Annotated in this window: 14 protein-coding genes and 1 rRNA gene; 10 read left to right on the top strand and 5 right to left on the bottom strand. The window is 63.3% G+C overall.

Translation table 11 applies throughout. The features are described 5' to 3' along the window. Nucleotides 1-4: 4 nt before the first annotated feature. The 4 genes from rrf to CFB47_RS13000 all read left to right on the top strand — a co-directional run bounded on the left by rrf (nucleotide 5) and on the right by CFB47_RS13000 (nucleotide 1,644). Nucleotides 5-117: ribosomal RNA gene (rrf, locus tag CFB47_RS13015) — 5S ribosomal RNA — on the top strand. Between the two features lie 277 nt (nucleotides 118-394). Then, nucleotides 395-799 carry a Cu(I)-responsive transcriptional regulator gene (gene cueR, locus CFB47_RS13010; protein ID WP_041493104.1) on the top strand — a complete coding sequence of 135 codons (405 nt, stop codon included), beginning with the start codon at nucleotides 395-397 and terminating at the stop codon, nucleotides 797-799. Nucleotides 800-1,014: 215 nt separating this feature from the next. After that, nucleotides 1,015-1,161 carry a DUF3563 family protein gene (locus CFB47_RS13005; protein ID WP_006478295.1) on the top strand — a complete coding sequence of 49 codons (147 nt, stop codon included), beginning with the start codon at nucleotides 1,015-1,017 and terminating at the stop codon, nucleotides 1,159-1,161. Nucleotides 1,162-1,275: 114 nt separating this feature from the next. Further along, nucleotides 1,276-1,644, top strand: coding sequence for a hypothetical protein (locus CFB47_RS13000; protein ID WP_179258941.1), 369 nt, complete (start codon nucleotides 1,276-1,278; stop codon nucleotides 1,642-1,644). Between the two features lie 15 nt (nucleotides 1,645-1,659). Here CFB47_RS13000 and CFB47_RS12995 read toward each other — a convergent pair whose 3' ends face one another. Together CFB47_RS12995 and CFB47_RS12990 are read right to left on the bottom strand one after the other, a co-directional pair. Next, nucleotides 1,660-2,505, bottom strand: coding sequence for a 23S rRNA (adenine(2030)-N(6))-methyltransferase RlmJ (locus CFB47_RS12995; RefSeq protein WP_089456535.1), 846 nt, complete (start codon nucleotides 2,503-2,505; stop codon nucleotides 1,660-1,662). A gap of 111 nt (nucleotides 2,506-2,616) precedes the next feature. Further along, nucleotides 2,617-3,588 carry an aldo/keto reductase gene (locus CFB47_RS12990; protein ID WP_089456534.1) on the bottom strand — a complete coding sequence of 324 codons (972 nt, stop codon included), beginning with the start codon at nucleotides 3,586-3,588 and terminating at the stop codon, nucleotides 2,617-2,619. A 165-nt stretch (nucleotides 3,589-3,753) separates the two neighbouring features. Between CFB47_RS12990 and CFB47_RS12985 the strand changes: the two genes are divergently transcribed. Continuing rightward, the gene (locus CFB47_RS12985; RefSeq protein ID WP_089440632.1) at nucleotides 3,754-4,542 is read left to right on the top strand and encodes a 3-hydroxybutyrate dehydrogenase; all 789 of its coding nucleotides are present in this window, start codon (nucleotides 3,754-3,756) and stop codon (nucleotides 4,540-4,542) included. A gap of 120 nt (nucleotides 4,543-4,662) precedes the next feature. Here the strand turns inward: CFB47_RS12985 and CFB47_RS12980 are convergent, their stop codons facing one another. After that, nucleotides 4,663-5,862 carry an amino acid aminotransferase gene (locus tag CFB47_RS12980; protein ID WP_089461319.1) on the bottom strand — a complete coding sequence of 400 codons (1,200 nt, stop codon included), beginning with the start codon at nucleotides 5,860-5,862 and terminating at the stop codon, nucleotides 4,663-4,665. 267 nt (nucleotides 5,863-6,129) lie between these two features. Between CFB47_RS12980 and uvrB the strand changes: the two genes are divergently transcribed. The 5 genes from uvrB to CFB47_RS12955 all read left to right on the top strand — a co-directional run bounded on the left by uvrB (nucleotide 6,130) and on the right by CFB47_RS12955 (nucleotide 11,674). Next, nucleotides 6,130-8,220: an excinuclease ABC subunit UvrB gene (gene uvrB, locus CFB47_RS12975; protein ID WP_089461318.1), complete on the top strand. Its 2,091-nt coding sequence runs from the start codon at nucleotides 6,130-6,132 to the stop codon at nucleotides 8,218-8,220. A 219-nt stretch (nucleotides 8,221-8,439) separates the two neighbouring features. Next, the gene (locus CFB47_RS12970) at nucleotides 8,440-8,991 is read left to right on the top strand and encodes an iron transporter (protein ID WP_021163417.1); all 552 of its coding nucleotides are present in this window, start codon (nucleotides 8,440-8,442) and stop codon (nucleotides 8,989-8,991) included. Nucleotides 8,992-9,046: 55 nt separating this feature from the next. Then, the gene (locus CFB47_RS12965; RefSeq protein WP_027786891.1) at nucleotides 9,047-9,379 is read left to right on the top strand and encodes a cupredoxin domain-containing protein; all 333 of its coding nucleotides are present in this window, start codon (nucleotides 9,047-9,049) and stop codon (nucleotides 9,377-9,379) included. 58 nt (nucleotides 9,380-9,437) lie between these two features. Further along, entirely contained in the window at nucleotides 9,438-10,280 is an 843-nt protein-coding gene (locus CFB47_RS12960; protein ID WP_089440629.1) for an FTR1 family protein, read from the top strand. Then, the gene (locus CFB47_RS12955) at nucleotides 10,277-11,674 is read left to right on the top strand and encodes a 4Fe-4S binding protein (protein ID WP_089461317.1); all 1,398 of its coding nucleotides are present in this window, start codon (nucleotides 10,277-10,279) and stop codon (nucleotides 11,672-11,674) included. The genes CFB47_RS12960 and CFB47_RS12955 overlap by 4 nt, the downstream gene beginning before the upstream one ends. Before the next feature lie 273 nt (nucleotides 11,675-11,947). Here the strand turns inward: CFB47_RS12955 and hemP are convergent, their stop codons facing one another. Continuing rightward, the gene (gene hemP / locus CFB47_RS12950) at nucleotides 11,948-12,199 is read right to left on the bottom strand and encodes a hemin uptake protein HemP (protein ID WP_089440628.1); all 252 of its coding nucleotides are present in this window, start codon (nucleotides 12,197-12,199) and stop codon (nucleotides 11,948-11,950) included. A gap of 138 nt (nucleotides 12,200-12,337) precedes the next feature. Then, nucleotides 12,338-12,820, bottom strand: a complete 483-nt coding sequence (locus CFB47_RS12945; RefSeq protein ID WP_039370078.1) for an SRPBCC family protein — start codon at nucleotides 12,818-12,820, stop codon at nucleotides 12,338-12,340. Nucleotides 12,821-12,837: the final 17 nt, after the last annotated feature.

Genomic DNA, 12,837 nt, shown 5'->3' with positions numbered 1-12,837 from the left:
TTTGCCTGATGACCATAGCGAGTCGGTCCCACCCCTTCCCATCCCGAACAGGACCGTGAAACGACTCTACGCCGATGATAGTGCGGATTCCCGTGTGAAAGTAGGTAATCGTCAGGCTCCCTAAGCCAAGAACCCCCGTCCGAAAGGCGGGGGTTTTTGCATTTGCGCGGCAGAAATGCGCGACGCACCTGGTATCGAGCACACCTCCTGGATGACAGAAGGGCACACCATCCTCCACATACCAACGGCACGCACGCCAGATCAATCAGCCGCCATCCTGCCGTCAATCCTTACCCCGGAACGAAACTACGCGATTTGATACGATCGACGTGTCGTCGGCGATCGCACACGTTGACGTTCATGTTCGAAATAAGGGCTTGATGGAGAGGGCGGAATGAATATCGGCGACGCGTCGCGCGAATCCGGAGTCAGCGCAAAGATGATCCGGTACTACGAACAGGTCGGCCTGCTTGCGCCAAGCAAGCGAACTGATGCCGGCTACCGGATCTACGGCGCAGACGAGATCCATATCCTGCGCTTCATCCGTCAGGCGCGACGCCTTGGCTTTCTCGTCGAGGACATCCGCAAGCTGCTGATGCTCTGGCAAGACCGTTCCCGCGCGAGCGCCGAAGTAAAGTCGATTGCCCTCGAGCATGTGGCCGAACTCGACAAGCGCATCGCCGAGCTGAGCGACATGCGCGATACACTGGCCGATCTTGCCGCGCACTGTCACGGTGACGGGCGGCCAGAATGCCCGATTTTGGCGCGTTTGTCCGACCCCGTCGGTGAACCAAATTAGTGCAATCGCTCGACGTCAAAATCAGGCCTTGACTCGATTTTCATAAAAATCAACGGGTTATGTGATGTCGGTAGCCAGCCATTCCGATTGGGAATGGTTTCCATGCAAGTATTTCACTAGCATCTTGGTGCGGCATCGCTATAATTCGGGATAACCCTATACGGGAAATCCCTGAACACCGATTCACCAGGGGTCCCCCTTCCTTGGAGAACGTCATGATCGCCTACATCGTCGAAAAGCTGAGCAACTGGTTCGAATCCGCAGAACGTGAACGCCGTGAGGCCTACCTTGCCACGTCGTCGGACATCGTCCAGCTCGAGAGCCGCATCCGCTCGCTCGAAACCAACGGCTACTCGCTGTAATCGGAGTCACCGTCAGGTGCCATGTGGCACCGAGCGATAAGCAAGCCCCGTATTTGACGGGGCTTTGTTTTTTGTGCGCCGGATCTGGCGCAATCGTCAGTGCAGCGCTATGGTATGCACCTGCTTTTCATCCTGAAGGACACGATCATGCGTTTGCGTCTCGATGTGCGTCGAAGTGCCCGCGCGCGTCTCGTTCTGGGCGCGGCGGTGCTGATCCACGGGCTCGCGGCTGTTGCCGCGACGTCGTCCAAGCCGCTGATTCTCGATACGCAACGCGGTATCCAGGACGGCAAGGGCGGGTTGGTGCTGCAAACGGCACCGTTGTCTTCCGAGCCGATCGTCGAGCCGGCCGGGATGCGGGCTCCGGCCGGGCAGGCGCCGAACACGTCGGTTCCGCTGTTCGTCGCGCCGTATATCAATGTCCCCGCATGGGGTGGGCAGCCGGCCAACCAGCCGAGGCTCGCACCGAGACCTCAGCCGTAACGGCCAGTCGCCCGATCAGTTTCCGCGGTGCTCGATCTGGCAGCGGGCGCCGCTATCCTGTCCGAGCATCTCGACCAGGTAGGGCAGTGCCTCGTTCATGCTCTGGGCGAGCGTATACGGCGGATTCAGAATGAACATCCCGCTGCCGTAGAGACCCAGCCCGTCAGTCGGCGGATTTGATACCGTCAGTGTCAGGTGCAGCCAGTTGTTCGGTTGCAGGCGCTTCAGCTGCTCGGGAAAACGCTGCGATTCCGTCCGGGTCACCTGCGGGTACCAGACTGCATAGCAGCCCGTCGCGAAACGCTTCAGACACTCCGTCACGCATGCCACCGTGCGCGCGTAATCCTTCTTGTCCTCGTAGGACGGGTCGATCAGCACGAGTGCGCGTCGCGGCGGCGGCGGCAGCAACGCCTTGATGCCTTCGAAGCCGTCGCCGGCGAAAATCATTGCGCGTCGGCCCGCATCGCGGAAATTGTGGCGCAGCACGTCGATTTCTGTCGTGTGCATTTCGAACAGGCGCATGCGGTCCTGCTCGCGCATCGATCGCCATGCGATGTACGGGGAACCCGGGTAGAAGCGCAGTTCGCCGTCGTCGTTCAGCGCGCGTACTTCATCCACATAGTCGCCCAGCACCTCCGGCAGGTTCTTTTCGTTCCACAGCCGGCCGATGCCGGTGTCGAATTCCGACGTCTTCGCCGCGTAGCCGTCGCGCAGCGAGTACACCCCGGCGCCTGCATGCGTGTCGATGTACCAGTAAGACTTGTCCTTCTTGTTCAGGTAGCGCAGCAGCTGGACGACGACGGCGTGCTTGAGCACGTCCGCGTGGTTGCCTGCGTGAAAACCGTGACGATAACTGAGCATGGCGGGCTGCCTGAAACGAAAGGTGAATCGGTGAAAGCGATCGATCGTGCGCGGCCGTCAGGCCGGGCGCCGATGCGGGCCGCTATTGTACGCGAGTGGCCGCGCATCGCCTTACTCGTACGCATCGCCGACCACCTCCTCGATGCGTTGCTTCACATCCGGCGTCAGCTTCGCGGCAACGTCGAGCGCGCGCATGTTGTCACTGATCTGCTCGACCCGCGACGCGCCTGTGATGACCGAACTCACGCGCGGATTGGCGAGTACCCACGCGATCGCGAGTTGGGCAGTGCTGCAGCCGAGCTCGGCTGCAATTGTGCCGAGCCGTTCGACGATGTCGTTGGCGGCCGGATTGGTCAGGCGGTCGCGCATCCAGTCGTAACCCTGTAACTGTGCGCGGCTGCCGGGCGGCACGCCGTTACGGTACTTGCCGGTGAGCAGGCCCGATGCCAGCGGGCTCCAGGTCGTGAGGCCGAGACCGTAGTCTTCGTAGAGCCGCGCATATTCCTGTTCGACCCGCGTGCGGTGGAACAGGTTGTACTGCGGCTGCTCGACGACCGGCTTGTGCAGGTGATGCCGCTCGGCGATCTCGCATGCAGCACGGATCTCGTCGGCACTCCATTCCGACGTGCCCCAGTACAGCGCCTTGCCGCGCACGATCATGTCGCTCATCGCCCAGACGGTTTCCTCGATCGGCGTGTTCGGATCGGGGCGATGGCAATAGACGAGGTCGACATAGTCGAGTTGCAGCCGGCGCAGCGAGCCGTCGATGGCGTTCAGCAGGTATTTCCGGTTCAGCGTGTGATACTGGTTCGGCGCTTCGGCGAGCCCCCAGAAGAATTTCGTGGACACGATGTAGCTGATGCGCGGCCAGTCGAGCGTCTTGAGCGCGTGGCCCATGATTTCCTCGGACTTGCCGCCGGCGTAGACCTCGGCGTTGTCGAAGAAATTGACGCCAGCGTCGCGCGCCGCAGCCAGGCATTCACGCGCGACCCGCTGGTCGACCTGGTTGCCGTACGTCACCCACGAACCGAGCGAAAGCTCGCTGATCTGCAGGCCGGAGCGGCCTAGCCGTCGATAGTGCATGCGGAACCTCCTGCGTGATGGAACCGACCTTAAGCTTAGACGTTTTGCGCGCGAACGGCGGGGCCGATCGTGCACAATGACGGCTGGCCCGCCAGCACGATCGCGCGACGGTAGCGGATGCGGCGGGCGCGTGTTTTATCGATCCGACAACGGGAGGAGACGGACATGGCAGCAGATCTGAGCGGCAAGACCGCAGTCGTCACTGGCGCCGCAAGCGGCATCGGCAAGGAAATCGCACTCGAGCTCGCGAAAGCGGGCGCGGCCGTCGCGATCGCCGACCTGAACCAGGACGGCGCGAACGCGGTCGCCGACGAGATCGTCAAGGCGGGCGGCAAGGCGATCGGCGTCGCGATGGACGTGACGAACGAGGAAGCCGTGAACAGCGGCATCGACAAGGTGGCCGAAACGTTCGGCTCGGTCGACATCCTCGTGTCGAACGCGGGCATCCAGATCGTCAACCCGATCGAGAACTATTCGTTTGCCGACTGGAAGAAGATGCAGGCGATCCACGTCGACGGCGCGTTCCTGACGACCAAGGCGGCGCTCAAGCACATGTACAAGGACGATCGCGGCGGTGTCGTGATCTACATGGGTTCGGTGCATTCGCACGAAGCGTCGCCGCTGAAGTCGGCGTACGTGACGGCCAAGCACGGCCTGCTCGGCCTGGCCCGCGTGCTGGCGAAGGAAGGCGCGAAGCACAACGTGCGCTCGCACGTCGTGTGTCCGGGCTTCGTGCGCACGCCGCTGGTCGACAAGCAGATTCCGGAGCAGGCGAAGGAGCTCGGGATCAGCGAAGAGGAAGTGGTGAAGAAGGTGATGCTCGGCAATACGGTCGACGGCGTGTTCACGACCGTTCAGGACGTCGCGCAGACGGTGCTGTTCCTGTCGGCCTTTCCGAGCGCCGCGCTCACGGGCCAGTCGATCGTCGTCAGCCACGGCTGGTTCATGCAGTGATGCGGGGGCGGGCGGGGTCGCTGCCCGCCGGTCAAAGGCATAAAAAAACGCGCTCCACGGAGCGCGTTTTTCATTTTGGCAGGGCGGGGCCGATGACGGCTGCCGCCTGCTCAAGCCGTGTTACTTCAGGACCGCTGCGACCGCATTGGCGACCGCGTCGAGGTTGCGCGTGTTCAGTGCGGCGACGCAGATCCGGCCCGTGCCGACTGCGTAGATGCCGAACTCGTCGCGCAGGCGATCGACTTGCGCCGAGGTCAGGCCCGAATACGAGAACATCCCGCGCTGCTCATTGATGAAGCTGAAATCGCGATCGACGCCGCTTGCCTTCAGGCGCTCGACGAGACCATTGCGCATTGCGCGGATGCGATCGCGCATTTCACCGAGTTCCTGCACCCACGAAGCGTGCAGTTCCGGCGATGCGAGCACCGCTGCGACCACGGCGCCGCCATGGGTCGGCGGGTTCGAGTAGTTCGTGCGGATCACGCGCTTCAGTTGCGACAGCACGCGCGTCGCTTCTTCCTTGCTCGACGTGATGATCGACAGTGCGCCGACGCGCTCGCCGTACAGCGAGAACGACTTCGAGAACGACGACGACACGAATGCGTTCAGGTCAGCCGCGGCAAACAGGCGCACGGCAGCGGCATCGGCCTCGATGCTTTCGCCGAAACCCTGGTAGGCCATGTCGAGGAACGGCACGAGGTTGCGCGCCTTCACGACGTCGACGACCTGTTGCCATTGCGCCTCGGTCAGGTCCACGCCGGTCGGGTTATGGCAGCACGCGTGCAGCACGACGACCGTACCTGCCGCGTAGCCGTTCAGTGCCGACAGCATGCCTTCGAAGTTCACACCGTTGGTGGCAGCGTCGTAATACGGGTACGCAACGACTTCGAAGCCGGCTGCTTCGAACAGCGCGCGGTGGTTTTCCCAGCTCGGATCGCTGATCGCGACCTTCGCGTTCGGGTTCACGGTGCGCAGGAAATCTGCGCCGATCTTCAGTGCACCCGTGCCGCCCAGTGCCTGGGCCGTGACCACGCGGCCGGCTGAGATCAGCGGCGAGTCGTTGCCGAGCAGCAGCTTCTGCACGGCCGCATCGTAGGCGGCGATGCCGTCGATCGGCAGGTAGCCGCGCGGCAGGCCGGCCTCGACACGCACCTTCTCTGCTTCACGAACCGCGCGCAGCAGCGGAATCTTGCCTTCTTCGTTCGTATACACACCGACGCCGAGGTTGACCTTGGTCGGACGCGCATCGGCGTTGAAGGCTTCGTTCAGGCCCAGGATCGGGTCGCGGGGAGCAAGCTGGACAGCAGAGAAGAGCGACATGATGATTCGGCAGTAGTGAAAAGAGGGTCAGGCTTTCAACGGGCGGGGCGGGCGCGGTGGATGGACCGCGCGCGGGCAGGCACGACGCCGGAAAGCGCAGCAGCCTGACATTGTAGCGAATTCACGCAGGCGGGGGCGGCGTTTCGGCGGCGAAATTCGGCCGGGAATCGCGATTTCGGGCGGCCGTCGCGCGTCAGGAGCCGGCAGCAGTTCGCGAGGCCGCGAAGCGCTAGAATGCTTTCTTTGCCCTCGCTCCGGCCGCATTCCATGTCCGAACATAAAGCCGAAACCGGCGACGCGCTCGACGAATCGAAATTCGTGACCTTCGAAGGGTCGCCGTTCCAGCTGTATCAGCCGTATCCGCCCGCAGGCGACCAGCCGACTGCGATCCAGACGCTCGTCGAAGGGGTCGAGGACGGTCTCTCGTTCCAGACGCTGCTCGGCGTGACAGGTTCGGGCAAGACCTTCACGATGGCGAACACGATCGCGCGGCTCGGCCGTCCGGCGATCGTGTTCGCGCCGAACAAGACGCTCGCCGCGCAGCTCTACTCGGAATTTCGCGAGTTCTTCCCGCGCAACGCGGTCGAGTACTTCGTCTCGTACTACGACTATTACCAGCCGGAAGCGTACGTGCCGCAGCGCGACCTGTTCATCGAGAAGGACTCGTCGATCAACGAGCACATCGAGCAGATGCGGCTGTCGGCGACGAAGAGCCTGATGGAGCGTCGCGACGTCGTGATCGTCGCGACGGTGTCGGCGATCTACGGTATCGGCAACCCGTCCGAATACCACCAGATGATCCTGACGCTGCGCGCCGGCGACAAGCTCGGCCAGCGCGACGTGATCGCGCGGCTGATTGCGATGCAATACACGCGCAACGAGCAGGATTTCCAGCGCGGCACGTTCCGCGTGCGCGGCGACACGATCGACATCTTCCCGGCCGAACACGCGGAACTGGCCGTACGCGTCGAACTGTTCGACGACGAGGTGGAGACGCTGCAACTGTTCGACCCGCTGACGGGGCGCGTGCGGCAGAAGATCCCGCGCTTCACCGTGTATCCGTCGTCGCACTACGTGACGCCGCGCGACACCGTGATGCGCGCGGTCGAGACGATCAAGGACGAATTGCGCGAGCGGCTCGAGTTCTTTCACAAAGACGGCAAGCTCGTCGAGGCGCAGCGCCTCGAGCAGCGCACGCGCTTCGATCTCGAGATGCTGCAGGAGCTCGGCTTCTGCAAGGGCATCGAGAACTACTCGCGACATTTCTCGGGCGCGGCGCCTGGCGATCCGCCGCCGACCCTCGTCGACTACCTGCCGCCCGATGCGCTGATGCTGCTCGACGAGTCGCACGTGCTGATCGGCCAGCTGAACGGCATGTACAACGGCGACCGCGCACGCAAGGAAAACCTCGTCAACTACGGGTTCCGGTTGCCGTCGGCGCTGGACAACCGGCCGCTGAAGTTCCCCGAGTTCGAACGCAAGATGCGCCAGGTCGTGTTCGTGTCGGCCACGCCGGCCGACTACGAGAAGCGCGTGACCGGGCAGATCGCCGAACAGGTCGTGCGGCCGACGGGCCTCGTCGATCCGGAAATCGAAGTGCGGCCGGCGAGCTCGCAGGTCGACGACGTGCTGGCCGAGATCAACGCGCGCGTGAAGGCCGAGGAGCGCGTGCTGATCACCGTGCTGACCAAGCGCATGGCCGAGCAGCTCACCGAGTTTCTCGCCGATCACGGGGTCAAGGTGCGTTACCTGCACAGCGACATCGACACGGTCGAGCGCGTCGAGATCATCCGCGACCTGCGGCTCGGCACGTTCGACGTGCTGGTCGGGATCAACCTGCTGCGGGAAGGGCTCGACATTCCCGAGGTGTCGCTCGTCGCGATCCTCGACGCGGACAAGGAAGGCTTCCTGCGCGCGGAGCGCTCGCTGATCCAGACGATCGGCCGCGCGGCGCGGAACGTGAACGGCAAGGCGATCCTCTACGCGGACAACATGACCGAGTCGATGAAGCGCGCGATCGGCGAGACCGAGCGGCGCCGGGCGAAGCAGATCGCCCACAACGAAAAGATGGGCATCACGCCGCGCGGTGTCGTGAAGCGCATCAAGGACATCATCGACGGCGTCTACAACGCGGACGAGGCGCGCGCGGAGCTGAAGGAAGCGCAGCAGCGCGCGAAATTCGAGGACATGTCGGAAAAGCAGCTCGCCAAGGAAATCAAGCGCCTCGAAAAGCAGATGGCCGACTACGCGAAGAATCTCGAGTTCGAGAAGGCCGCCGCGACCCGCGACCAACTTGCGCTGCTGCGTGAGCGCGTGTTCGGCGCGAACGTCGGCGATCACGTCAGCGGCGGCCGATAAATCTTTCCAAGCGTCACCGAAACCCTGCGGTAACGAACCTGTAAGCCTTGTCGGATCAGGGGTTTACACGGCTCTTCGTTTGTTCCGAAACAGGTTCGGTGCTAAACTTCGTGATTATTGAGAATTGTTCGCATTAACGTTCTTCGTCGCGTTAGTGTTTTCAGTGGGCCGGCCGGTGGTCGGTCCGCATGGTTCCAGATCAAATAACAAGGAGTGTCCATGTTGGGTTCTTCGTTCATCCGCACGACGGTGGCGGTAGCGGCGGCGCTTGCCGCGATGTCGGCTTCGGCTGCCGAATATCCGATCGGCAAGCAGCAGATCCAGGGCGGCATGGAAATCGGCGCGGTGTACCTGCAGCCGATCACGATGGACCCGGAAGGGATGATGCGCAAGGCGTCGGATTCCGACATCCACCTCGAGGCCGACATCCATGCGGTCAAGAACAACCCGACGGGTTTCGCGGAAGGCGACTGGATGCCGTACCTGCAGGTCACGTACAAGCTGACGAAGCAGGGCGACACGAAGTGGAAGGCTGAAGGCGACCTGATGGGCATGGTCGCGAGCGACGGCCCGCACTACGGCGACAACGTGAAGCTGAACGGCCCGGGCAAGTACCACCTGACGATGGTCGTCAAGCCGCCGATGCAGACGGGCCACATGGCGTTCGGCCGTCACATCGACAAGGAAACGGGCGTGGGCGCATGGTTCAAGCCCATTACCCTCGAGTACGACTTCCCGTTCGCCGGTATCGGCAAGAAGGGCGGTTACTGATCGGTGGCATCACGAACGGCGCGCTTCGGCGCGCCGTCGGCGTAGAGAACCCAGAATGAAAATTCCCCAGAAAATCGTTGCCGCAGCCGCTGCGCTGTGGCTTGCCGGCGCAGCGTACGCTGCCGATCTGCCGACGTTCAAGCTCGAGATGACGGACGGCAAGCTGAACCCCGCCCGCATCGAAGTACCGGCCGGCCAGCGTTTCAAGATCGAGATCAAGAACACCGGCAAGGGCGCCGCCGAATTCGAGAGCGTGCAACTGCGCAAGGAGAAGGTACTTGCGCCGGGCGCCGATTCGTTCGTGGTCGTCGCACCGTTGTCACCGGGTGAATACAAGTTTTTCGACGATTTCCACCAGCAGGCGCAGGGCGTGATCGTCGCGAAGTAATGCGTTTTATCTGCGCGCGGGCGCGCCTGCCTGGTGTACCGCGCGTCAGGAGGTATCGATGGGTCAGATCTTGTTCATCGTCTGGCGGGAGAGCGTCGAAGCGCTGCTCGTCGTCGGCATTCTCTATGCATGGCTGAAAAACGGCGACGACGACGCGCGCCGTGGCCTGCCTTTTCTCTGGACCGGCGTCGGTGTCGGCTTGCTGATGGCCGTAGGCCTCGGTGCCGCACTGGTCGGTTTCACCGAAGTGCTGTCCGGCGACGCGCAGGACTACTTCCAGACCGCCATGGTGCTGATCGCATGCGTGCTGATCGTGCAGATGGTGCTGTGGATGCGCCGGCACGGCCGCACGCTGAAGCGCGACATGGAGCAATCGCTGCAGCAGAGCACGCGCGATTCGAACTGGTGGGGTGTCGCGGTGCTGGTCGCGCTCGCGATCGCGCGCGAAGGCAGCGAGACGGTGATCTTCCTGTACGGTCTCGGTTTCGGCCAGTCGGGGCACGTCGACGGCAGCCAGATGCTCGCGGTCGTGATCGGCCTCGGCCTCGCGTTCCTCACGTTCTATCTGCTGCAACTCGGCGGCAAGTACTTCTCGTGGCGGCATTTCTTCCGCGTCACGGAAGTGATGCTGCTGTTCCTCGGCGCAGGTTTGTTCCAGACGGGCGTCGACAAGCTGATCGACAAGGAAATCCTGCCGCTCGGCATTTCGCAGGTGTGGGACACGTCCGCGATCCTCGATGATTCGGGCACGTTCGGCTCGCTCGTCGCCACGCTGACCGGCTATCGTGCCCACCCGGCGCTGACCAACCTGGTCGCGTATGCGGTGTACTGGGCGGTGGTCTGGCTGCTGATGAAGCGCGCGAGCCGTCGTCCGGCGGTCGCGGCAGGTCGCGCGGCATGAGCGTGGTCGCCGCAGCCAAGCAGGGCTGGCTCGCGCAGGCCGGCCAATGGATGCAGCGCCACGGTGCGCTGATCCGCGGCATCCAGTGGGCCGTCGTCGCCGTCTATGCGTTCCTGATCATCGTGCCGGCGGTGTTGCCGCTGCCGGACGACACCGCACACCTGTGGAACAACCTCACGCTGATCGCGCAATTCACGTTCTGGGGCATCTGGTGGCCGTTCGTGCTGCTGTCGATGGTGATGCTCGGCCGTGTCTGGTGCGGCGTGCTGTGTCCCGAAGGTGCGCTCACCGAATTCGCGAGCAAGTTCGGCCGTGGCGGCCCGATTCCGCGCTGGATGCGGTGGGGCGGCTGGCCGTTCGTCGCGTTCGGACTCACGACGATCTACGGGCAGATGGTGAGCGTGTACCAGTACCCGCTCGCGGTGCTGTTCGTGCTTGGCGGCTCGACCGTCGGTGCGATCGTGATCGGCTTGCTGTACGGCCGCGAAAAGCGCGTGTGGTGCAAGTACCTGTGCCCGGTCAACGGCGTGTTCGGGCTGCTCGCGCGGCTCGCGCCGATGCGCTACAAGGTCGACGAGGATGCATGGCGCCGGTCGTACAAGAACGGCGAGCATGGGCATCGCGTGATCCCGATCAACTGCGCGCCGCTCGTGCCGTTGCGCAACATGAAGGGCGCGGCGGACTGCCACATGTGCGGCCGCTGCAGCGGGCACCGGGATGCGATCTCGCTGTCGTTGCGCTCGCCGTCCGACGAGGTCGTGAACCTCGGCGCGCAGCAGGCGAACCCGTGGGACACCGCGCTGATCCTGTACGGCCTGCTCGGCGTCGCGATCGGTGCGTTCCACTGGACCGTCAGCCCGTGGTTCGTGCAGATCAAGCAATGGCTCGCCGGCTGGCTGATCGACCATGACATCACGTGGCCGCTCGAGACCAATGCGCCGTGGTTCCTGCTCACGCACTATCCGGATCGCAACGACGTGTTCTCGTGGCTCGACGGCGGGCTGGTCATCAGCTATATCGTCGGCACGGGGCTCGTGTACGGTACTGCGCTGCTGGTGTTGCTGGCCGGCGCGACGCTGATGCTCGGCCGCTTCGATCGCGTGCGGCTGCATCATCTTGCGCAGGCGTTGATTCCGATTGCAGGCGCGGGTGTGTTCCTTGGCCTGTCGGCCACGACCCTGTCGTTGCTGCGTGCCGAGCATGTACCGCTCGGCTGGGCGGCCGATGTGCGCATCGCGATCCTGGTCGGCGCCAACGCATGGAGTGCGTGGCTCGCGTGGAAAGTGACGGGCCGCTATGCGGGCTGGCCGCGCCGGCTTGCGGCATTCGTGTGGTTCGCCGTCGCGCTTGCCGTCATCGACAGTGCATGGTGGTTGATGTTCTGGGGTTTCTGAAGCGGATCGCGCGCCGCTTCGGCGGTCGCGCAGCGACGCGGTATCGAACCCGGGCGGCATGCTTCACGCGTCGGGCACCCAAACAAAAAAGCGACACGTCGAAGGACGTGTCGCTTTTTTTCTTCCTTGTGCGAGAACCAAAAAAAGTGGCTTGGCTTGCTGCAACGGCTGCTTGAGTGTGTTTGCACGAAGGGGTCTAGATCTCGCGTGCAAGCCGTTACGCTGGCTACTGCCCAACACCTCTCAGGGAGGTGGTCCCCACAATACGCTGTCTTACTTCGTCAGGATCAGTTTGCCCAGCCGTGTGGCGCGCAACTGATAGGTCTCTCCGTTATGCGCGATGCTGACGTGGCTTTGGCCTTGCAGCAGCGCATCGCTGCTGACGACCCGCGTGCCTGCTTCGCGGTTGCCGGCGGGTTTCGCCGGCGTGGTGACCGCTGCCGTCTTCTGACGGCTGCTGCCTGCGGTGCCGGTCGTGCGGCGCAAGGTCAGCGTGGTCGGGGTTTGGCGCAGGGTGTCGGTCATTCGCTTGATCGGTGACTGTCGATACGATGGAATGAATTCTAAATGATAACTATTCCCATTTACAAAAACTCTTTATCGATCGAAATGGCGAGCTCGATAGCTTGAGTCAAAGGGGCGGCCCACTGGCCGCCGTCGGGTTCAGTGCAGCGGATCGGGATCCTTGCGGCCCTGCGCGTACTCGCGGATCAGGCGGACCGTGTCGATATCCGACGTGCGGTACGCTTCCTTGACGATCCCGTGCGTCTGACGCGCGTCTTCGCTGTCGTCCGTGACGACCAGCGTCGTGCGGTATTCGAAACGCAGGAACAGCTCGTGGTCGTCGCGTTCCTCGATCGTCATCGTCAGCGAGCCGCCGATCTCGCCATCGGCGGCGAGGATGTCGTAGCGAACCTGCTGGTTCGGCGTGAACGTGACGTGGTCGCGCACGGTCGCGTGACCGTAGTGCAGTTCACGTTCGAGCGTCGTGTCCGTCCGTTCGTGGACGACGCAGCTGTCGAGACCGAGCACGAACAGTTGCGGCTGTTCGGCGCGCAACACGAGACCTTCCCAGAGCTGGTCGCGGGTGAGGGTCGGCACGGCCGGATCGTCGGAATTGATCTGGATCAGATGTTCGAAGTTCAAGGGGACGGGTTCCTTCT

Origin of the sequence: Burkholderia sp. AU27893 (genome assembly GCF_002223205.1) — a bacterium.
Lineage (GTDB): Bacteria > Pseudomonadota > Gammaproteobacteria > Burkholderiales > Burkholderiaceae > Burkholderia.
The sequence above is the reverse complement of the archived record's forward strand: the minus strand, read 5'-3'. Positions and strand labels throughout refer to the sequence as shown.

Coding starts and splice junctions, on each gene's coding strand:
- cueR (WP_041493104.1), top strand. CDS start 395: ATGAATATCGGCGACGCGTCGCGCGAATCCGGAGTCAGCGCAAAGATG.
- CFB47_RS13005 (WP_006478295.1), top strand. CDS start 1,015: ATGATCGCCTACATCGTCGAAAAGCTGAGCAACTGGTTCGAATCCGCA.
- CFB47_RS13000 (WP_179258941.1), top strand. CDS start 1,276: ATGCACCTGCTTTTCATCCTGAAGGACACGATCATGCGTTTGCGTCTC.
- CFB47_RS12995 (WP_089456535.1), bottom strand. CDS start 2,505: ATGCTCAGTTATCGTCACGGTTTTCACGCAGGCAACCACGCGGACGTG.
- CFB47_RS12990 (WP_089456534.1), bottom strand. CDS start 3,588: ATGCACTATCGACGGCTAGGCCGCTCCGGCCTGCAGATCAGCGAGCTT.
- CFB47_RS12985 (WP_089440632.1), top strand. CDS start 3,754: ATGGCAGCAGATCTGAGCGGCAAGACCGCAGTCGTCACTGGCGCCGCA.
- CFB47_RS12980 (WP_089461319.1), bottom strand. CDS start 5,862: ATGTCGCTCTTCTCTGCTGTCCAGCTTGCTCCCCGCGACCCGATCCTG.
- uvrB (WP_089461318.1), top strand. CDS start 6,130: ATGTCCGAACATAAAGCCGAAACCGGCGACGCGCTCGACGAATCGAAA.
- CFB47_RS12970 (WP_021163417.1), top strand. CDS start 8,440: ATGTTGGGTTCTTCGTTCATCCGCACGACGGTGGCGGTAGCGGCGGCG.
- CFB47_RS12965 (WP_027786891.1), top strand. CDS start 9,047: ATGAAAATTCCCCAGAAAATCGTTGCCGCAGCCGCTGCGCTGTGGCTT.
- CFB47_RS12960 (WP_089440629.1), top strand. CDS start 9,438: ATGGGTCAGATCTTGTTCATCGTCTGGCGGGAGAGCGTCGAAGCGCTG.
- CFB47_RS12955 (WP_089461317.1), top strand. CDS start 10,277: ATGAGCGTGGTCGCCGCAGCCAAGCAGGGCTGGCTCGCGCAGGCCGGC.
- hemP (WP_089440628.1), bottom strand. CDS start 12,199: ATGACCGACACCCTGCGCCAAACCCCGACCACGCTGACCTTGCGCCGC.